The 21,217-nt window shown below is 73.9% G+C and carries 13 protein-coding genes; 10 read left to right on the plus strand and 3 right to left on the minus strand.

From position 1 onward, the window contains the following. The first annotated feature begins 456 nt into the window (after positions 1-456). The 6 genes from BEK98_RS28700 to BEK98_RS28725 are packed head-to-tail and all read left to right on the plus strand — an operon-like array spanning position 457 to position 15,556. Positions 457-7,344 (plus strand): type I polyketide synthase, encoded by a 6,888-nt coding sequence (locus tag BEK98_RS28700; protein ID WP_094219581.1) that lies wholly within the window; start codon positions 457-459, stop codon positions 7,342-7,344. A gap of 1 nt (position 7,345) precedes the next feature. Further along, positions 7,346-12,160, plus strand: coding sequence for a type I polyketide synthase (locus BEK98_RS28705; protein ID WP_094219582.1), 4,815 nt, complete (start codon positions 7,346-7,348; stop codon positions 12,158-12,160). Beyond that, positions 12,157-12,477, plus strand: a complete 321-nt coding sequence (locus tag BEK98_RS28710) for an acyl carrier protein (protein WP_094219583.1) — start codon at positions 12,157-12,159, stop codon at positions 12,475-12,477. The genes BEK98_RS28705 and BEK98_RS28710 overlap by 4 nt, the downstream gene beginning before the upstream one ends. Positions 12,478-12,480: 3 nt before the next feature. Next, positions 12,481-13,293, plus strand: coding sequence for an alpha/beta fold hydrolase (locus tag BEK98_RS28715; RefSeq protein ID WP_094219584.1), 813 nt, complete (start codon positions 12,481-12,483; stop codon positions 13,291-13,293). Continuing rightward, entirely contained in the window at positions 13,290-14,492 is a 1,203-nt protein-coding gene (locus BEK98_RS28720; protein WP_094219585.1) for a glycosyltransferase, read from the plus strand. Before BEK98_RS28715 ends, BEK98_RS28720 begins: the two co-directional genes overlap by 4 nt. Continuing rightward, positions 14,489-15,556, plus strand: coding sequence for a class I SAM-dependent methyltransferase (locus tag BEK98_RS28725; RefSeq protein ID WP_208643260.1), 1,068 nt, complete (start codon positions 14,489-14,491; stop codon positions 15,554-15,556). Before BEK98_RS28720 ends, BEK98_RS28725 begins: the two co-directional genes overlap by 4 nt. A 37-nt stretch (positions 15,557-15,593) precedes the next feature. Here BEK98_RS28725 and BEK98_RS28730 read toward each other — a convergent pair whose 3' ends face one another. After that, complete coding sequence (locus BEK98_RS28730; RefSeq protein WP_094219586.1) at positions 15,594-16,526, minus strand: lysylphosphatidylglycerol synthase transmembrane domain-containing protein; 933 nt, start codon at positions 16,524-16,526, stop codon at positions 15,594-15,596. A gap of 424 nt (positions 16,527-16,950) precedes the next feature. Here BEK98_RS28730 and BEK98_RS28735 point away from each other — a divergent pair, with 424 nt between their 5' ends. Continuing rightward, complete coding sequence (locus BEK98_RS28735; RefSeq protein WP_094219659.1) at positions 16,951-17,595, plus strand: DedA family protein; 645 nt, start codon at positions 16,951-16,953, stop codon at positions 17,593-17,595. A 63-nt stretch (positions 17,596-17,658) separates the two neighbouring features. Here the strand turns inward: BEK98_RS28735 and BEK98_RS28740 are convergent, their stop codons facing one another. Then, positions 17,659-18,186, minus strand: a complete 528-nt coding sequence (locus tag BEK98_RS28740; protein ID WP_094219587.1) for a gamma carbonic anhydrase family protein — start codon at positions 18,184-18,186, stop codon at positions 17,659-17,661. Positions 18,187-18,296: 110 nt separating this feature from the next. Between BEK98_RS28740 and BEK98_RS28745 the strand changes: the two genes are divergently transcribed. Further along, on the plus strand, positions 18,297-19,061 hold the full coding sequence (locus BEK98_RS28745; RefSeq protein ID WP_094219588.1) for an acyltransferase: 765 nt from the start codon (positions 18,297-18,299) through the stop codon (positions 19,059-19,061). 1 nt (position 19,062) lies between these two features. Here BEK98_RS28745 and BEK98_RS28750 read toward each other — a convergent pair whose 3' ends face one another. Further along, positions 19,063-19,920 carry an EamA family transporter gene (locus BEK98_RS28750; protein WP_094219660.1) on the minus strand — a complete coding sequence of 286 codons (858 nt, stop codon included), beginning with the start codon at positions 19,918-19,920 and terminating at the stop codon, positions 19,063-19,065. Positions 19,921-20,032: 112 nt separating this feature from the next. Here BEK98_RS28750 and BEK98_RS28755 point away from each other — a divergent pair, with 112 nt between their 5' ends. Continuing rightward, entirely contained in the window at positions 20,033-20,605 is a 573-nt protein-coding gene (locus BEK98_RS28755; protein WP_067005762.1) for a helix-turn-helix domain-containing protein, read from the plus strand. A 43-nt stretch (positions 20,606-20,648) separates the two neighbouring features. Next, positions 20,649-21,209, plus strand: coding sequence for a YbaK/EbsC family protein (locus tag BEK98_RS28760; protein WP_094219589.1), 561 nt, complete (start codon positions 20,649-20,651; stop codon positions 21,207-21,209). Positions 21,210-21,217: the final 8 nt, after the last annotated feature.

The following is a 21,217-nucleotide window of genomic DNA, read 5'->3' on the forward strand; positions in this document are numbered from 1 at the left end:
CATCACGCCGTCCGGCTCGGGTGCGAACGGCCATCTCACCGTACGGCGCGGGCGCGAACGGTCGTCTCCCCGTTCGGCGCGGGTGCGTGCCGGGATCGAGCCACCGCGCGGACGTCATGCGGAATTTACAGAAACCGAACCCGTGTCCCGCGATGTTGCTCCGGGGTGAGTCCCCGGTGAGTCCGCGGTGAATATGCCCGGTGGTTTGACGGGCTTGTGGGGGTGTGCCGAGAGGGCCGGTACGGCCGTGCGGTCGTGGGGCGGAAGGGGATTGCTCGGATTTCCGGCGCTTGCGGGGGAATTCGGCGGGCTGGCCGAATCGATGCCACTGCCCGTGAAAAGGACGCGGCGTTATTGACCCGCCAGTAAGCACCTCGCTAGGTTCCGGTGGCCTCGCACCAGAGTGTCCTGCCGCACACCCCCCACCGTGCTGTCTTGCCGATTCTTCGGAGCATCATGACCTCCCCCGTGCGCGCCCAAGACCTGATCCTGTGTCTCACCCCCTTCGGAGAACCCGACGCCGGGCCGGCCGCGGCCGCCTGCGGCGCCGGTGCGCTCGGCATCCTCGACCTCGGCGACGGCGACCGGCGATCCCGCGAGGAGCTGACCCGGCTGAGCAGAGCGGCGCCGGGGCCGTTCGGCGTACGGGTGACCGGGCGCTGCGCACTGGACCCCGGCGCACTGGCCGGCGCCCCCGACACCGTGGTCCTCGCCCCGGACGCACCCTGGGACGTGGGTGAAGTGGCCGCACAGTACCGGGTGTTGGCGGAGGTCACGGATCTGGCGCAGGCGCGGGCGGCGGTGCGCGCGGGGGTCCACGGGCTGATCGCGCGGGGTGCCGAGAGCGGTGGCCGGGTGGGCGGGCTGAGCACGTTCGTCTTGCTCCAACTGCTCCTGTCCGAAGGTGGGTTGGAGGTTCCCGTCTGGGCCTGTGGAGGCATCGGGCCCCGTACGGCGGCGGCCGCGGTGGCCGGCGGGGCGGCCGGTGTCGTCCTGGACAGCCAACTGGCCCTGCTGGCCGAGTCACGGCTGCCGGAGGCGGTGCGGGCCGCGGTGCGCTCCCTGGACGGTTCCGAGACCGTGCTCGTCGCCGGGCACCGGGTACTGCGCCGGCGCGGCCCGGACGCCCCGCCACCACCACCGGACGACGCGGACGTGGTCGCTTCCCTGCTCGGCGCACAGGACCTGCGCCGCCAACTCCTGCCGGTCGGCCAGGACGGCTTCCTCGCGGCGCGGTTCGCCGAGCGGTGGGGGGATGTGCGGCGGACGGTGCGTGAGGTCAGGGCGGCGATACGGGAGGTTGTGGCCGAGGCTGCCCCGCCCGGCACTGGCCCGGCCGCCTCGCTCGGCTCCGGCTCGACCGATCCGCTCGACCACGGCCCCGCCCGTGCTCTCCGCCCCGGCTCCCCCATGAGCCACGCGCTCGGTACCCGGCTCCCCGTCGCGCAAGGGCCCATGACGCGGGTCAGTGATCAGGCGGCGTTCGCGGCCGCCGTCGCCGCGGACGGTGCGTTGCCCTTTCTGGCGCTGGCGCTCGCCGACGGTGAGCGGACGCGGGCGATGCTGACCGAGGCGCGTGCCGTGCTCGACGGGCGGCCCTGGGGTGTGGGTGTGCTCGGCTTCGCGCCCGAGGACGTCAGGAACGCGCAGCTGGAGGCCGTACGGGAACTGCGCCCCACGCACGCGATCATCGCGGGCGGACGGCCCGCCCAGGCCGAGGCGCTGGAGCGGGCCGGGATCCGGACCTTCCTGCATGTGCCCTCGCCGGGGTTGCTGCGCCAGTTCCTGCAGGCCGGGGCGCGCCGGTTCGTGTTCGAGGGGTCCGAGTGCGGCGGGCACGTGGGACCGCGCGCCTCCTTTCCGCTGTGGGAGGCCCAACTCGCCGTACTGGAAGACTTCCTGGACGAGGAAGCCGATACCGAAGCCGCGCGGCAGCTGGAGGTGTTCTTCGCGGGCGGGATCCACGACGAGCGGTCCGCGGCGATGGTCGCCGCCCTGGCCGCACCCCTCGCCGCCCGGGGCGCCGCCGTCGGTGTCCTCATGGGCACCGCCTACCTGTTCACCGAGGAGGCCGTGGCGCACGGCGCGATCCAGCCGCTCTTCCAGCGGCAGGTCCTGACCGCCACCACGACCGCCCTGCTGGAGACCGCACCCGGCCACGCCACCCGCTGCGTGCCCAGCCCGTTCACCGCCGACTACCGCGCCCGCGAAGCCGGGTTACGCGCGTCCGGCCTGCCCGACCGTGAGGTGTGGGAGGCGCTGGAGCGGCTCAACGTCGGACGGCTGCGCATCGCGAGCAAGGGCGTCGAGCGGTCGGCCCAGGGCGAGTTGACCGGAGTGGGCGAGGAACGGCAGCTCAATGACGGGATGTTCATGGCCGGCGACGTGGCCGTGCTGCGCTCGGCGACCACCACCGTCGCGGAGCTGCATCGCGCGGTGACCGACGGCGCCGCCGACCTCCTTATCGCCCGGGCCAGGCGGCCGATCGCCTCGCAGGCCCCTGAACCGGAGCCGCCCGCCCCGCTCGACGTCGCCGTGGTCGGCATGGCCTGCATGTTCCCGCAGGCCCCCGACCTCGCCACCTTCTGGGCCAACGTGGTCGCCGGACACGACGCCGTCACCGAGGTCCCGGCCGACCGGTGGGACCCGGCCGTGCACCACGAGGCCGGCAGCACGGCGTCCAAGTGGGGCGGCTTCCTGCCCCGCATCCCCTTCGACCCGCTGCGCTACGGCATCCCGCCGGCCTCCCTCGGCAGCGTCGAGCCGGTCCAGCTGCTGTCCCTGGAGGCGGCCCGGCGCGCCCTGGAGGACGCCGGTTACGGCGACCGGGGCCGGGAGTTCGACCGCTCGCGCACCTCCGTCGTCTTCGGTGCCGAGGCGGGCAGCGACCTGTCCAACGCGGCCACCCTGCGCGCCGTCCTCCCGTCGTACTACGGCAAGGTCCCCGACGGTCTGGAGGAGCAGCTGCCCCGGCTGACCGAGGACTCCTTCCCCGGCATGCTCGCCAACGTCATCTCCGGCCGCATCGCCAACCGGCTGGACCTCGGCGGCGCCAACTACACCGTCGACGCGGCCTGCGCCTCCTCCCTCGCCGCACTCGACGTGGCCTGCAAGGAACTCGTCTCCGGCAGCAGCGACGTCGTGCTGTGCGGCGGGGCCGACCTGCACAACGGCATCAACGACTTCGTCCTGTTCTCCTCGGTGCACGCCCTCTCGCCGACCGGCCGCTCCCGCGCCTTCGACGGCTCCGCCGACGGCATCGCCCTCGGCGAGGGCGTGGCCTGCGTGGTCCTCAAGCGGCTCGCGGACGCCGAGCGCGACGGCGACCGCGTCTACGGCGTGATCAAGGGCCTCGGCTCCGCCAGCGACGGCCGCTCCCTCGGCCTGACCGCACCCCGCCCCGAAGGGCAGCGGGCCGCCCTGCTGCGCGCCTACCGCAATGCCGGCGTCTCACCCGCCGAGGTCGGCCTGGTCGAGGCGCACGGCACCGGCACGGTCGTCGGGGACCGTACCGAACTCGCCGTACTCGGCGAGGTGTTCGCCGAAGCGGGCGCCGCGACCGGCACCTGCGCACTCGGCTCGGTCAAGTCGCAGATCGGGCACACCAAGTGCGCCGCCGGACTCGCCGGCCTGATCAAGACCACCCTCGCCCTCTACACCGGTGTCAAGCCGCCCACGCTCCATCTGGACCGGCCCAACCCGGCCTGGTCGGAGCAGGACAGCCCCTTCGCCTTCCACACGCGCGCCCAGCCCTGGGCGGCCCCGGCCGCGGAACGGCTCGCCGGGGTCAGCGCGTTCGGGTTCGGCGGCACCAACTTCCACGCGGTGGTGGGGGCCTACGACGGTGCCGTACCGCCTCAGCAGACCCTGGACGCATGGCCCGCCGAGCTGTTCCTGTTCCGCGGGAAGGACACGGCGGCGGCCCACCGGGACGTCGAGGAGATCCTGCGGGCCGCCGAGTCCGACGGCCGCCCCTGGCGCCTGCGCGACCTCGCACTCGCCGCCGCCCGGCGCGCGGACACCTCCCACGAACCGGTGCGGGCAGCGGTCGTGGCTCGTGATGTCGACGACTTGATCGGGCAGTTGAGACGGATCCTCGCCGGGGAGCACGAGCCGGCGGACGGCAGCCCCGCCGACGGTGAGGCCAAGGTCGCCTTCCTCTTCCCCGGCCAGGGCAGCCAGCGGCCCGGCATGCTCGCCGACCTGCTGGTCGCCCTGCCCGAGCTGCGCCACTATCTGCACCTCGGCCGCGCCCACGCCGACACCCTGTACCCGCCCGCCGCCTTCGACGAGGCCGCCCGCGAACGCCGCCGGGCCGACCTCACCGACACCCGGGCCGCGCAGCCCGCGCTCGGCATCACCGGCCTCGCCGCCCACGCCTTCCTCACCGCCGCGGGCATCCGACCGGACCTCGCGGCCGGGCACAGCTACGGCGAACTGGTCGCCCTGAGCGCGGCCGGAGCCCTCGACCCGGAGACCCTGCTGGAGCTGAGCGCCGAACGCGCGAGCGCGATCCTGGCGGCCGCGGGCGACGAACCCGGCACCATGGCCGCCGTGGGAGCCGGTGCCGAGGACGTCGTACGCGCGCTGCGCGCCGCGGGGGCGCCCGAGTCGGTCGTCGTCGCCAATCACAACTCGCCCGAGCAGTCGGTGATCTCGGGTCCCACGGCCGAAGTCGAAACCGCCGTGGGCCTGTTGCGTGAAGCCGGGCTCGGGGCGCGCCGCATCCCGGTCGCCTGTGCCTTCCACAGTCCGGTGGTGGCCGCCGCCGGAGAGCGGTTCGCCAAGGTCCTCGCGGACAAGACGGTACGGGCCCCCGAGTTCCCCGTCTGGGCCAACCGCACCGCGGCCCCGTACCCGCACGACGGTGACGCCGTACGCGGCGAACTCGCCGCACAGATCGGCGCGCCGGTCGCCTTCGCCGCCCAGATCGAGGCGATGTACGAGGCCGGAGCACGGATCTTCGTGGAGGCGGGCCCCGGCACGGTCCTCACCCGGCTCGTCGGCCAGATCCTCGGGGACCGCCCGCATCGCGCCGTCGCCTGCGAGCCCCGCGCCGACAGCGGCCTGCCCGGCTGGCTCGACGCCCTCGCCCACCTGGCCCTGGCGGGGCTGCCGGTGCGCACAGCCTGGCTCCTGCGGGGCCGCGACGCCGTCGACGCGCTGCGGACGCCGGCGCCGCGGCGGCCCGGCTGGACGGTCGACGGACACCTCGTCCGCACCGCCGACGGCGCACTCCTCCCCGGTGCCCTGGCACCGGCCCGACGAGTCGTGGAGACGACTGTGACGACGAACCCGCAGTACGGCGCCCCGGCCGGCCAGGACGCACTGATCGCCGAATTCCTGCGCACCAGCCGGGAGATGATCGCCGCCCAGCGCGATGTGCTGCTCACCTACTTCGGTGCGACACCCGGAGCGACCCCGCCGGCACCCGCCGCCCCTGCGCCGCTCCCACAGGCCGTGCTGCCGGAACCCGCCCGACTCCCAGCGGCTGAGCCATCGTTGCCCCAGACCGTCGAGCCCGGGCATGACGTCGAGCGGGTCGTCCTGGAGATCATCAGCGAGCGCACCGGTTACCCCGTCGACATGATCGAGCCCGACCTCGACCTGGAAGCGGATCTGAGCATCGACTCGATCAAACGGGCCGAGATAGCGGGCGAACTCGCCAGACGCCTGGGGATCGCGGGCGGGGCGGAGATCCTGGACGACGCGGAACTGGAGGAACTGGCGAAGGCGCGTACGGCGGCGTCGGTGACGGCCTGGTTGATGGCGCGGGTCGGCGGGGGAGCGGAGGTCGACCTGGAACTCCCAGCAGGGGCTGATCAGGGACCCGCGGCCCCGCACGAGCACACGCCCCTAGGCGAAACCCCGAAGCGCTGTGAGCTGCGCCCGGTGCCGCTCCCGGACCCCTCGGCCGACCCCGCCGCCACCCTCTCCGGCCGGCGGTACCTCCTCCTCGGTGACGGCGGGGGAGCGGCGGCCGAGGTAGCGGTACGGCTCCGTGCGCACGGGGCCGACGCGGTGACCGCCGACCAGGCCCACCCCTTCGGCGAGATCGACGACAGAGCCGATGGCAGAGTCGACGGCGTCCTGTACCTGGGCGCGCTCCCGGGCCCGGAACTCCCGGTGCTGCCCGACGCCTTCCCCGTGCTGCAGGCGGCCCTGGCACGCGCACCCCGCAGCCTGCTGGCCGTCCAGCCGGCCGACGGCGAGGCGGCGACCCGGTCGGCCGGTCTCCACGGTCTCTTCCGTACCGTCGCCCGGGAGTACCCCGACACCCTCGCCCGGATCGTCACCGTCCCCGACACCGCACCCGCGGCCGTCGCCGACGCCCTGCTCGCCGAGCTGCTCGCGCCGGCCCCGGCCCCCGTCGTCCTGCGTACGGCCACGGGGCAGCGGCACGGGTTCGAGCTGGTGCCCGCGCCCCTGGGCCCGCTCGGCAGCACCGGCGCGGGGCCCGCCGGTGACGGCGCCGCCGAGGCCGCCGCGCTCGGCCTGGACCGGGATTCCGTGGTGCTGCTGGTCGGCGGGGCCCGGGGCATCACGGCGCGGTTCGCCGCCGCGCTGGCCGCCGCGAGCCGCTGCCGTATCGAGCTGGTAGGCCGCACTCCCGCGCCCACTGCGCCCGAGACTCCGGAGATCGCCGCCGCCCGCACCGCCGTCGCACTGCGTGCCGCTCTCGCCGGGACCGGCTCGCTCAAGCCGGCGGAGGTCAACCGAGCCGCCGAACTCGTTCTGGCCCAGCGGGAGATCACCGCCACCCTCGCCGAACTGGCCGCCCTCGGCAGCGAGGCCCGCTACCGCTCGGTCGACTTCCGCGAGCAGGACGCCGCGCTCCAGGCCGTCAAGGAGATCCACGCCGAACACGGCCGGCTCGACGGAGTCGTCTTCGCCGCCGGGGTCATCGAGGACCGGCTGATCGCCGAGAAGGACCCCGACTCGTTCCGGCGCGTGTACGGCACGAAGACGGCCGGGGCCGCCGCCCTGCTCAGCGCGCTGGAGGACCTGCCCGACGGACCGGGATTCACGGTGCTGTTCGGCAGCATCGCCGCCGTCCTCGGCAATCGCGGCCAGGCCGACTACGCCGCCGCCAACGACGCCCTGGAACGCCTCGGCGCCGACTGGTCCGAGCGAACCGGCCACCGTGCGCTCACCGTCCACTGGGGCCCCTGGGCGCCCTCGGGCATCCACAACGGCATGGTCGGCGAGGAACTGGGCCGGGAGTACGCCCGCCGCGGGGTGAAGCTGATCGACCCGGACGAGGGCACCGCGGCCCTGCTCCGGGAACTCGCCTGGGGCGACCGCTCGGCCCGCGCCGTCGTCTACACCGCCTCGGGCTGGTGAGATGACGGAGCCTCAGACTCCTGTCGCCGTGGTCGGGATGGCGGTTCTGCTGCCCGGTGCCGCGGGGCTGGACGCCTACTGGCGCAACCTGCGCGACGGCGTGGACGCGATCGGCGACGTACCCGAGGGCCGGTGGGACGCCGGCTACTACCGCCCCGGCTCGGCCGCGGAGCCCGCCGTCGCCGACCGGATCTACTGCCGGCGTGGCGGATTCGTGGACGGACTGGCCGAGGTCGAGGTCACCCGGTACGGCATCATGCCCGCCTCGGTGCCGGGCACCGAGCCCGACCAGCTGATCGCCCTCGACGTGGCCGCCGCCGCGCTCGCCGACGCGGGCGGCACGGACCGGCTGCCCGGGCGGGACCGGATCGGGGTGGCCCTGGGGCGCGGCGGCTACCTCACCCCCGGCCTGGTCCGGCTCGACCAGCGGGTGCGCACCGCCGGACAACTCGTCCGCACGCTCGGGGAGTTACTGCCCGAGCTGTCGTCCGCCCAACTGGACCGGGTGCGGGAGGCGTTCACCGAACGGCTCGGCCCGGACAGCCCCGAGTCCGCGATCGGTCTGGTCCCCAACCTCGCCGCCTCCCGCATCGCCAACCGGCTCGACCTGCGCGGCCCCGCCTACACCGTGGACGCGGCCTGCGCCTCGTCTCTGGTCGCCGTCGACCAGGCCGTCACCGAACTCACCACCGGCCGCTGCGACATGATGCTGGCCGGGGGAGTGCACCACTGCCACGACATCACCCTCTGGAGCGTCTTCTCCCAGCTCCGCGCCCTGTCCCCGACCCAGCGCATCCGCCCCTTCCACCGTGACGCCGACGGCATCCTCATCGGCGAGGGCACCGGCGTCGTCGTACTCAAACGGCTCGCGGACGCCGAACGCGACGGCGACCGCGTGTACGCGGTGATCCGCGGGACGGGCGTGGCCAGCGACGGCCGTACCGCCGGGCTCGTCTCGCCCGACCCCGGCGGCCAGACCCGTGCCGTGCGCCAGGCCTGGCGGGCGGCCGGACTCGACCCCGCCGCACCCGACTCGATCGGCCTGCTGGAGGCGCACGGCACCGCCACCCCGGCCGGTGACGCCGCCGAACTCACCACGCTGAAAGAGGTGTTCGGGCCGGGAACGGTTTACGGTGCCGAGCGGCCCGTACTCGGCTCGGTGAAGTCGATGATCGGCCACACCATGCCGGCCGCCGGAGTGGCGGGTCTGGTCAAGGCCGCCCTCGCCCTGCACCACGGCACCCTGCTGCCCACCCTCCACTGCGACGATCCCCGCCCCGCCCTCGCGGCCACCCGCTTCCGCACCCTGGACCGGGCGCGCCCGTGGGAGACCGGCCCGGAACAACCGGTCCGGCGGGCCGCCGTGAACGCCTTCGGGTTCGGCGGGATCAACGCCCACGTGGTGCTGGAGGAGGCGCCGGGCACGCCCGTACGGTCACCCGCCCGCACCCGGCGCCCGGACGCCGCACGCGTTCTCGCGGCCGACGGGGCTCCGTCCCCCGCCCGCTCCCGGCACCAGGGCACCGTCACCGAGCCCGAACGCGTCCTCCTCCTGGCCGCCGACGACGTCGGCGCGCTCGCCGCCCTCCTCGACGCCGAAGACTCGGCAGTCCTCGCCTCGGGGCTCGACCCCGCGCATCCGCACCCGAACGCGGGTCCGGCCCGCCTCGGCATCGTCGACCCCACCGCCAAGCGGCTCGCCCTGGCCCGCCGCGCGGTCGGCAAGGGGCGTGCCTGGCAGGGCCGCAGCGACGTCTGGTTCCGGCCCACCCCGCTGCTCGGGCCCGGCAAGCTGGCCTTCGTCTTCCCCGGCCTGGAAGGCGACTTCGCGCCCCGCGCGGACGACATCGCCGCCCACTTCGGCCTGCCCCCGCTCACCGCGATCGGCACGGACGTACGCGTCGACGACGTCGGACGGCACGGCTTCGGCGTCGTGGGCGTGGGCCGGCTCCTGGACACCGCGCTGCGCCGCATCGGGGTCGTACCGGACGCGGTCGCCGGGCACAGCGTCGGCGAGTGGACTGCCATGGCGGCCGCCGGACTCTACTCGGGCGCCCAAGTGGACGCCTTCATGGCCGAGTTCGACCCGGACACGGTGACCGTGCCGGGCCTGGCCTTCGCCGCGGTGGGCGCCTCGGCGGACCGTGTCCGGACGGCGCTTGCCCAGGCCTGGTCCGGCTCCGGAATCGTGCTCTCCCACGACAACGCGCCCCGCCAGTCGATGGTCTGCGGTCCGGACGCGGCGGTCCAGGAGTTCGTACGGTCCTTCCGCGCCCAGGGCGTCCTGTGCCAGGTGCTGCCGTTCCGCTCCGGCTTCCACACGCCGATGCTCCAGCCGTATCTCACCCCCATCGAGCAGGCCGCCGAGCGCTTCCGGCTCCACCCGCCGACCGTGCCGGTGTGGTCCGGGACGACCGCGGCGCCCTTCCCGTCCGACGAGACGGCGGTGCGCGAGCTGTTCGTACGCCACCTGCTGGAGCCCGTCCGCTTCCGCGAACTGATCGAGTCCCTGTACGCGGCGGGCCACCACACCTTCGTCCAGACCGGCCCCGGCCAACTGGCCTCCCTCATCGACGACACCCTCGGCGACCGCGACCACCTGGCTGTCGCCGCGAACTCGCCTCATCGCTCCGGAATGGCCCAACTTCGGCGCGTGGCGACGGCGTTGTGGACGGCGGGGGCGCGCGTGGCAGCGGCGTTGTCGTCTGCTTCCGCGCGCGGGGCGGCGGGCCGCGTGGCAACAGCCCAGGCATCCGTGGTCGCATCCGGCCCCCACGCGTCCGCGGAGGCACCCGCGCGCCCCGCCGTCCGCCTCGACCTGGACGGTGCCCTGGTGTCCCTGGCCGGGCCGGACCTGGACGCACTGCGGTCGGAGCTGCGGCCGAGCCGGCAGGCAGCGCACCCCTCGCAGCCGCCCCGCCCCGGTACCCCCCGCCTCGACGAGCTGGCCACCCGCTTCCCGGCCGCCGCCGAGCTGACCGCCCTGCTGCGGGACACCGCGGACACGGCGGCGGAGCTGATCGCGGCGAGCGGCCGCCGAAGCGACAGCGCGCCGGGCCCAGGCAGGATCACCGCCCCCGCGACCACCGCCTCCGCACCATCCCCGACTTCCGCATCCCGCGCCACCGCCCAAGCCGCTGCCCCGGCACCCCCGGCCGCCACACCCCGCACCCCAGCCCCGACCTCGACCCCGACCCCGACCCCGTCCACCACCACAACCCTCCACGTCTCCCCCCACGCCATGCCCCACCTCCTGGACCACTGCTTCTTCCCCCAACGCCCCAACTGGCCGGACATGGAAGACCGTTGGCCGGTGGTCCCCGCCACCACGATCGTCCGGCACATGATGGACGCGGCTCAGGACGCGGCACCCGGTCTGCGCGCCGTCGCCGTGCACGGTGCCCGGTTCGACCGGTGGCTCACCGCCACGCCCGCCGTCGACGTGCCCGTCACCGTCACCCCCGAGCCCGGCCGCCCGGACCGCGTCGCCGTCGCCTTCGGCCCCACGGCCCGTGCCGTGGTCGAACTCGCCCCGCACCACCCCGCACCGCCTCCGCCGGGCCCTCGCCCGGACGTCCCCGAACACGCCCCCGAGCACTCCGCCGCGCAGCTCTACCGTGACCGCTGGATGTTCCACGGCCCGGCCTTCCAGGGCCTCACCGAGTTGACCGCGATCGGCGACCGGCACATCCGCGGAGTGATCACCACCCCCGCGGCGCCCGGCGCCCTGCTCGACAACGTCGGCCAGCTGCTCGGCTACTGGATCATGGCGACGCGTACCGAGCGGACCGTCGTGTTCCCGGTGCAGATGCGGGAGATGCGCTTCCACGGGCCCCACCCGGCTCCCGGGACGCGGGTCGACTGCCTGCTGCGGATCACCTCGCTCACCGACACCGTCCTGGAGGCGGACGCGGAGCTGACCGTCGGCGGGCAGGTGTGGGCCGTGCTCAGCGGCTGGCAGGACCGCCGTTTCGACAACGACCCGAAGACCCGGCCCGTGGAACGCTTCCCCGAGCGCCACACCCTCTCCGAGGCCCGGTCCGGAGGCTGGGCGCTGGTGCACGAGCGGTGGCCCGACCTCGCCTCGCGCGAGCTGATCATGCGCAACTCGCTCGGCGGTGCGGAGCGCGCGGAGTACGCCGAACGCCCGCCGCGCGGCCGCAGACAGTGGCTGCTGGGCCGGATCGCGGTCAAGGACGCCGTACGGCAGTGGCTGTGGCAGCACGGCGAAGGGCCCGTCTTCCCGGCGGAGCTGCGCGTGCACAACGACGAACTCGGCCGTCCGTACGTCACCGGCGTGCACGGCCGCACCCTGCCCCCGCTGGACGTCTCGCTCGCGCACCGGGCCGAGGCGGGCGTGGCGATCGTACGGCCGCACACCTCCCATCCGGGCCCCGGCATCGACATCGAGGAGGTCACCGCGCGCGACCCCGCGACCCTCGCCACCGCTCTCGGCACGGACGAACTCCGGCTCCTGCGCACGCTCTGCGCGGACGGCCCCGACGGCGAGGACCTGTGGTTCACCCGCTTCTGGGCCGCCAAGGAGGCCGTGGCGAAGGCCGAGGGCGTCGGATTCGGCGGCCGCCCCCGGGACTTCGCCGTGCGGGAGGCCGCCCCGGACGGGAGCCGCGTCGAGGTCTCCGGGCGGCTGGAGCGCGCCTACACCGTGCACTGCGCGCAGGTGAGCAATCCGCCGGCGCTGCCCCCACGCGCCTACGTGGTGGCCTGGACGACGGGACCCGGGTCCGGCGACGGACCAGACGCCGGACCAGGCGACGGACGACAAGACGAAGCAGCCGAGGAGTACCCCCGATGAACCCCACCCAGCCGGTGCCGGCGCAGCCCACCACCGACACCGTGCTCGCCGACATCACCGGCATGCTCCGCACCCTCCTCGCGGAGTACGGCGAGGACGACGTGGTGATCGGCATGTCCACCACCTTCAACCGCGACCTGGAACTGGAGAGCATCGACCTCGTCACCCTGGCGGGCCTGCTGGAGGAGCGGTACGGACGGCGGGTCAACCTCGCCGAGTTCCTGGCCGGCATGGAGTTCGACGAGATCATCGAGCTGACCGTGGGCCGGCTCGTCGAGTACGTGGTGTGGAGCCTGAAGACCACGGAGGCGGGCTGAGCCATGGCGATGATCGACGCCGGCGGAATCCGCCTGCACGTCCAGCGGACGGGGCCCGCCGACGGCCGTACCCCGCACGCCACGGTCGTCCTCGTGCACGGGCTGCTCACCGACAGCCTGGCCAGCTACTACTTCACCGTCGCCCCCGCCTTCGCGGCGGCCGGCCTCGACGTCGTCATGTACGACCTGCGCGGACACGGCCGCAGCGAACGCCCGCCGGACGGGTACACCCTCGACCACAACATCGACGACCTGGAGGCACTCCTCGACCGGCTGGGGATCACCGGGCCCGTGCACCTCGTCGGCAACTCCTACGGCGGCACCATCGCCTTCGGCCACGCGGCCCGCCACCCCGACCGCACGGCCAGCCTCACCCTGATCGAGTCCGAACCCGCGACCACCGCCTGGGCGGAGAAACTCGGCGGCATCCTGCGCCGGGTGCTGACCGAACTCGCGCACAACGAGCCCGACGCCCTCGCCTGGATCGCCGCGAACCGCGGTCACAACACCGCCCGTTTGGCCAAGGGCGCGGCCCGGCTCGCCCGCGAGACCACCCTCGGCCGGGACATCCCCGCCAGCCGGGTGCTGACCGAGGAGCAGATCAGGGCCGTACGCTGCCCGGTTCTCGGCGTGTACGGCGGCGACTCGGACCTGGTGGACCTGGTGCCGCTGCAGGAGGAGCTGCTCACGGACTTCCGGCCGGTCGTGCTGCCCGGGCACGAGCACTCGGTGCTGGTCGAGGCGGCCCCGGCCGTCGGCGGGCACATTCTGGACCTGATCCACTCCGTCGGCGGCGTGCGGGCGGGGGTCCGGTGAGCGGGTTCCTGTTCGTCGTCCCGCCCCTGGTCGGGCACGTCAACCCGGCCGTCGGCGTCGCCGCCCGGCTCGCCGCGCGCGGACACCGCGTCGCCTGGGCGTGCCCCGACCCGGCGCTGGTGCGCCGGCTCGCGGGCGAGGACGCGGAGGTGTTCGCCTGCGCGGGCCCGGTGCCGGGTGCCGACGGCGCCGTACGACCGCCCGACCTGCGGGGTGCGGAGGCGCTTAAGTTCCTGTGGGAGTGGTATCTGGTGCCGCTCGCCGACGCGATGGCGGCGGGCGTCCGTACGGCCGTCGAGCGGTTCCGCCCCGACGTGGTCGTCGCCGACCAGCAGGCTTTCGCCGGTGCCCTGGTGGCCGAACGGCTCGGCCTGCCCTGGGCGACCTCCGCCACCACCTCGGCCGAGTTCACCGGCGCCTACGACGGCATGCCCAAGGTCGCCGAGTGGCTGCGGCAGCGCCTGGCCGAGCTGCGCGCCAGGATCGGCGACCCGGCCGGCACCGCCGACCCGCGCTACTCGCCTCATCTGCTGCTCGTCTTCAGCACGCCCGAACTCATCGGCCCCCAGGCGCCGTTGGGGCAGCGGATCCACTACGTCGGTCCGTCCCTCGACGACCGCCCCGGCGGGCCCGGCTTCCCTTGGGACCGGCTGGACCCCGGCCGGGCGAAGGTCCTGGTGACCCTGGGCACCGCCAACGCCGACGCCGGGGGCCGCTTCCTTGCCGAGTGCCGCACCGCGCTGCGCGAACGCGCCGACCGGGTGCAGTCGGTGCTGGTGGATCCGGGCGCCACCCTGCCCGCCGACCCCGCCGACAAGGACGTGCTGGTCCTGCGGTCCGTGCCCCAACTCCCGCTGCTGGAGCGGATGGACGCGGTCGTCTGCCATGCCGGACACAACACGGTGTGCGAGGCGCTCTGGCACGGTGTGCCGCTCGTCGTGGCGCCCATCCGCGACGACCAGCCCGTGGTGGCCGCCCAGGTCGTGGACGCGGGCGCCGGTGTCCGGGTCCGGTTCGGCCGGGTCACCGCACCCCGCCTCGGCGCGGCCCTCGACACCGTCCTGCAGGACCGCGCGTACCGGGCCGCCGCCATGCGCGTCCGCACGGCGTTCCGTGCGGCGGGCGGCGCCCGCGCGGCCGCCACCCACCTCGAACGACTGGCCGTAGGAAGCAGCGGAGGGACAACGGAGAGCCGATGAGCGACCACAGTGACAAGAGCGAGCGTATCGCCGCCCTGCGCCCCGCCTACCAGGCCGACCTCGCCGACGGCACGGAACGCTTCTTCGCACCCCGCCGCACCACCTGCCCCTGGTGCGAGTCGAGCCGCCTGACGCCCCGCCTGCACACCACCGACCTGCTCCAGCACAAGCCCGGCCACTTCACCCTCGACGCCTGCACGGACTGCGGACACCTCTTCCAGAACCCGCAACTGACCGACGCGGGGCTGGAGTTCTACTACCGCGACTTCTACGACGGCCTGGGCGAACAGCGTATGAGCGGCACCTTCGGCGGCCGCACCGCGATGTACCGGGACCGCGCGCAGGCGATGGCGCCGCACGACCCCACCGCGAAGAACTGGCTCGACGTCGGCACCGGCCACGGCCACTTCTGCGAGGCCGCCCGTACCGTCCTGCCCGGCACCTCCTTCGACGGTCTCGACTTCACCGACGGCGTCGAACTCGCCGCCCGCGAGGGCCGCGTGGAGCACGCCTACCGCGGCGCCTTCCCCGACCTCGCGCCCGACCTCGCGGGCCGCTACGACGTGGTGAGCATGTTCCACTACCTGGAGCACAGCACCGACCCCGACCGTGAACTCCGCGCCGCCCACGAGGTCGTACGGCCCGGAGGCCACCTGCTGATCGAGGTACCGGACCCGCAGAGCCGGTACGCCCGCCTCCTCGGCCGCTGGTGGCTGCCCTGGCTCCAGCCGCAGCACCTGCACTTCATGCCCGTCGCCAACCTGCGCAGGCGGCTGACCGAACTCGGCTTCACGGTGGTCGCCGAGCAGCACGCCGAGCCGCACGACCCGGTCGACCTGCTCGCCGCCGTCTGGCTGGCCCTCGACCACCTCGCCCCGCGCGACGACGCACCCTGGCTGCCCGAACCCCCCGGCGCCCTTCGCCGCGCCCTGCGCACCGCCCTCCTCCTCGCGGGCGTCCCCGCCCTGCTCACGGCCACCCTCCTCGACCGCTTCGCGCTACGGCCGCTGTCCCACCCTCTCGGCCTGTCCAACGCCTACCGCCTGGTCGCCCGGCGCGAGTGACCGGGTTCACGACGCCGGGTTCACGACGCCCCGGCGCTCACAACACCTTGGCGCGGATCAGCGCCGACAGCACCAGGGCGCCCGGCACCAGCGGCAGCCAGTCGGTCAGCACCCGGTAGCCGATCACGGTCGCGGTGGCCGCCGCCGGCTCGGCGCCGAACGCGACCAGGGTCCACACCAGCGCCGCGTCCACCGCCAGACCACCGGGCGACGGTACGGCCCCGACGGCGGTACCGGCCGCCAGATAGGCGAGGACCACCTGCTCCCAGGGCAGCCCGAGGCCGAGCGACGCCCCCACACAGACCAGCACACCCCCCTGCAGCAGGGGCATCGCGGCAGCCCCGCCCCACAGGGCCAGCACCCGGCAGGGCCGGCTGTGCACCTCCCGCGCATCGGCGAGGGAGGAGCGCACCAGCCCCGTCACGGGGCGCCGCAACGGCCGTACGACCGTCAGCAGCACCCCCGCCACGGCGAGCACACCGCCCGCGACGGCGGCGAGGGGTACCAGCAGCCGCCCGTCCGGTACCAGGTCCCCGAGCCGCCGCCAGGCGGGCGACGCGGCCAGGAACACCAGCAGCACCAGGGTCTTCGCACCGGACTTGGCCAGCGAGTACAGGCCGATCGAGGCGGTCGCCCGTTGCAGCGGCACCCCTCGGGTGCGCAGGAACCGCACGGTGACGGCGTGTGCGCCGAGGCCGGCCGGCAGCGCGTGGTTCGCGGCACCGGCGGCGAACTGCGAGGCCAGCAGGAGCCGGGCCGGCAGCCGGTCGGGCAGCGCACCCTGCCGGGCGCAGGAGGCCGCCACCCAGTTCAGACAGGTGAACCCCACCCCGGCCAGCAGCCACCACGGGTCGGCAGCGAGCAGGCGCGCGGCCCCCTCGTACGCCACGGGCCGGTTGGCCAGCGCCCAGCCAACGGCGAGCAGCAGGGGAGCCAGACACAGGGCGAGCCGGACCGGCCGGGCCGCCATGAGGGAGCCCCGGCGTACCGGCTCCTCGGACCGAGGACACGAGGGAGAGACGGACGAGACAGATGAGACAGATGAGAGGGACGAGACAGGTGATACGGACGAGAGAGGTGATACGGGCGGGGAGAGCGAAGACCTCGGGGATATCGGGGAGGACAGCGGGGACAGTGAGGACACGGGGACGTCGTCCTTCCGCATCGGGCCCCCTCGCGGGGGACCTGGGGGAAGCGGGGCGGCGAAACCGCGGAGAGCCTTCCCCTCCCGTGTGACACCTGGATGTCCGAAAACCGAAGGAGTGAGGGCGGGACGGTGCCGCCGGGTGTCCGCGGGAGCAGCCGTTCACCGCCGACCAGGTAGCCTTCCCATGGGGCGCGCCGCGCAAGCCGCGCCCCGGAAGATCAGCAAGGCGACAGGGGAGGACCCGGCGGTGCACGTCCAGGAATGGCTCGACACGGTGCCCCCGGCCGCCGTCTACGCCGTGGTGGCCCTGGTGATCGGTCTGGAGAGCCTGGGCATCCCGCTGCCGGGCGAGATCGTCCTGGTCTCGGCCGCGCTCATGTCCTCCCAGCACTCCGGCATCAACCCGATCGTCCTCGGCGCGTGCGCGACCGCCGGCGCCGTCATCGGGGACTCCATCGGCTACGCGATCGGCCGCAAGGGCGGACGCCCCCTGCTGGCCTGGCTGGGCAGGAAGTTCCCGAGACACTTCAGCGAGGGCCATGTCGCCACCGCGGAGCGCTCCTTCGAGAAGTGGGGCATGTGGGCCGTCTTCTTCGGCCGCTTCGTCGCCCTCCTGCGCATCTTCGCCGGCCCTCTCGCGGGCGTCCTCCACATGCCGTACTGGAAGTTCCTGACCGCCAACGTCCTGGGCGGCATCTGCTGGGCGGGCGGCACCACGGCCGTCATCTACTACGTCGGCGTCGTGGCCGAGGACTGGCTCAAGCGCTTCTCGTACCTGGGCCTGGCGGCAGCGGTCCTGATCGGCCTGACGTCCATGCTGCTGATCAAGCGCAGGGCCAAGAAGGTCCAGACGGAACAGCGAGAAGCAGAGCCTGTCGGCGCCGGGGAGTAAAACCCCCTAAGGGGCGCGGGGAACTGCGCGACAAGCCCCCACCACGCGCACCCGCCGAACAACCTACTCATGCACCCCGCGATGCGCCTTGGCCAACTCCGCGTACATGGTGCCGTTGAGGGTCACTCCCTGCCGCTCCTCCTCCGACAACTCCCGCCGAACCTTCGCCGGCACCCCCGCCACCAGCGACCCGGGCGGCACGACCATCCCCTGCGGCACCAAGGCCTGAGCGGCAACCAGCGACCCCGCCCCGATCACGGCCCCGTTCAGCACGGTCGCCCCCATCCCGATGAGGCAGTCGTCTTCCACGGTGGCCCCATGCACCACAGCGTTGTGCCCGATGGACACCCGCTCACCGACGCTCACCGGAAACCCGGGATCCGCATGCAGCGTGACGTTGTCCTGCACATTGCTGCTCGCACCGACCTCGATCTTCTCGACGTCGCCCCGCACAACCGCGCCGTACCAGACACTCGCCCCCGAGCGGAGCGTCACGTCCCCGATGACCGAAGCGGTAGGCGCCACGAACACCTCCGCATCGACCTGGGGCTCCTTCCCCCCGATGCCCACGATCAGCGCCTTGTGCGTCATCACCGTCTCCTCGCCACGTCAGTAGTACTCCGCACGGTACGTCAGGACTGGGGCAAAGATCACAGCAGCCCGCCCTCATACCAGAGGCTCCCGACGAGTAACTTGACCCCGTGCCGAAGAGCAAGAACACGTTCTCATCCTGGCGAGGCCGCGCAGCACAACGCGTGGTCCACGCGGCCTGGTCATGGGTCCAACGCACAGGATCGGTGACGGCCGAGAACCCCGGCCGGCTGAACTTCGGCTCGATCGGCGAAGCCACCCGCCTGGCCTTCCCGCTCGGCACCGTCTTCGGCGAGCCCTGGATCCACCTCGGATCCCACTGCATCATCGCCGAGCAGGTCACCCTCACCGCCGGCCTGATGCCGGACCTGGACCTCGGCCCGGACCCGATCCTGCGCATCGGCGACGGAGTCGTCCTCGGCCGTGGCAGCCATGTCATCGCCGACACCACGGTCACGATCGGCAGCGACTGCTACTTCGGGCCGTACGTCTACGTCACCTCCACCAATCACTCCTACGACGACCCGCACGAGCCCATCGGCAGGCAGTGGCCGCGCATGGAGCCGGTGGAGATCGGCCCGGGCTGCTGGATCGGCACCGGCGCGGTGATCCTGCCGGGGGCGCGGATCGGCCGGAACGTGGTCGTGGCGGCCGGCGCCGTGGTGCGGGGCACGGTGCCCGACCACGCCGTGGTGGCGGGGGCGCCCGCCCGGGTCGTACGGCGCTGGACACCCGACGACGGCTGGCAGCCGCCCCTGCGCACCCCCGCGCCGGTACCGCCCCCGGAAGGGGTCACGCCGGAGCAGCTGCGCGCGCTGGCCGACCTCGACGAGGAGGGTGTGGAACGGCTGGCCCGCCTGGAGGCCGACGGCTGACTCAGCCGGTCGCCAGCAGCAGCGTCCCGAGCAGGGCGAGCCCCGCTCCCGCGGCCTGGATCGCGCGCAGCCGTTCGCTGAGGAAGCCGCGTGCGGCCAGCGCGGTGACCACCGGGTAGAGGGAGGCGAGCACCGCCGCCACCGTGACCGGGCCGTGCTGGGCGGCGACCGCGTAGGTGCCGTTGGCCGCCACGTCCGCGAGGCCGACGAAGGCCAGCGCCGGCAGCGAGGCTTGCGGCAGGCCTCCCTCCGGCAGGGCGGGGGTGCCCCGCCGGACCGATGCGTACAGGGCCGCGCCGCCCGCGGCGACGCTCGTCACGCGCTGCACGAACAGCGACAGGAACAGGCCGGTGACGTTGGTCGAGGCCTCCGTGATCAGGGCGAACACCGTGCCGAAGCCCAGCGCCGCGACCAGGGTGAGCAGGATCGTCAGCCGCTGCACGGGCGCGCCCCGCAGCTGGGGGCCGCCCGCGAGGACGACACCGGTGACGGCGACCGCGATGCCCGCGACCTGCAGGGCCCCGGGGCGCTCGCCGAGCACCAGACCCACACCGACCGGGACGGCCACACTGAGCGTGGCCAGCGGGGAGACCACGCCCATCGGGCCCAGTGCGAGGGCCTTGTAGAAGGAGAACACGGCCAACGGGCCGGCCAGACCGGCCGCGACCGCGAACCACAGCCGTGGGCCCGCCTCGCTCCAGCCGCCGGTCGCCACCACGATCACGCCCAGCACCACCGCCGCGATCGCCTGGGAGACGACCACCACCGTCAGCGCGGGCGTCCGTCGGGTCAGCAGCCCGCCGCCGAAGTCGGCCAGGCCCCACAGGAGGCTGGTGGTCAGGGCGAAGAACGCTGTCACTGATGCCTCGCAGTACAGTTTGGTGAACGAGCTGGTGCACCCCACCGTAGTTCGGTTCAGTGAACTCTGCCATCCAAAATATTGAACCCAATAGTGAACCCTTGGACGGAACGTGTCGGACCTCGAACTCCTGACCCAGTCCCTGGCGCGCAACGTCAAGCACTGGCGCGCGGTGCGCGGCTTCACCCTGGACGTGCTCGCCGCCCGGGCCGGCGTCAGCCGCGGCATGCTCATCCAGATCGAGCAGGCCCGCACCAACCCGAGCATCGGCACCGTCGTCAAGATCGGCGACGCGCTCGGCGTCAGCGTCACGACCCTCCTCGACTACGAGCAGGGTCCGAAGGTCCGCATCGTCCCTGCCGAGCGGGCCGTGCGGCTGTGGCACACCGAAGCCGGCAGCTACAACCGGCTCCTGGCCGGCACCGAGGCGCCCGGACCGCTGGAGATGTGGGACTGGCGGCTGATGCCGGGCGAGCGCAGCCCCTCCGAACCGCACCCCGGCGGCACGGTCGAGCTGGTCCATGTCACCGCGGGCGAGCTGACGCTCACCGTCGACGGCGAGGAGTACCGCGTCCCGGCCGGCGCGAGCGCCTCCTTCGAGGCCAACACCCCGCATGTGTACGGCAACACCGGCGACGTCCCGATGGAGATGGTCATGGCGGTCTCGGTGCCGCCCGTGCACTGAGACGTGGGTGAGGCGGGCGGGCGGGCCTTGCTAGCGTGCGGACATGCGCGCACCCATCGGAGACTTCGACACCGCGACCCCCGCCCCCGACTGCCTGGACGAACTGACCGCCCCGGTCGCCGACGCCGTACGCCACTGGCAGGGCGGCGGCGTCCCTGCCGACCGGATCCTCTACGTCGACACCGACCCGCGCTGGGCCGACACGGCCGTCTTCGTCGAGCACTACGGCCGCGACCTGCTGGAGCGGTCGGCGAACTGCGTGGTGGTCGCCGGCAAGCGGGGCGGCGAGACCACCCTCGCGGCGTGTGTGGTGCTCTCCACCACCCGGGTCGACGTGAACGGCGTGGTGCGCCGCCAACTCGGGGCCCGCAAGGCGTCGTTCGCCGCGATGGACACCGCGACCGGCGAGACCGGCATGGAGTTCGGCGGCATCACCCCGGTCGGACTGCCCGCCGACTGGCCCGTGTTGGTGGACGCGGCGGTGGTCGACCTGCCCTACGTCCTGGTCGGCAGCGGGCGCCGGCGCGGCAAGCTGCTGGTCCCGGGCAAGGCGTTCGCGGAGCTGCCCGGCGCGGTGGTGCTCGAAGGGCTCGGGGCCGCCTGAACCTCGGG

This window comes from Streptomyces diastatochromogenes, from assembly GCF_002242805.1.
GTDB lineage: Bacteria > Actinomycetota > Actinomycetes > Streptomycetales > Streptomycetaceae > Streptomyces > Streptomyces diastatochromogenes.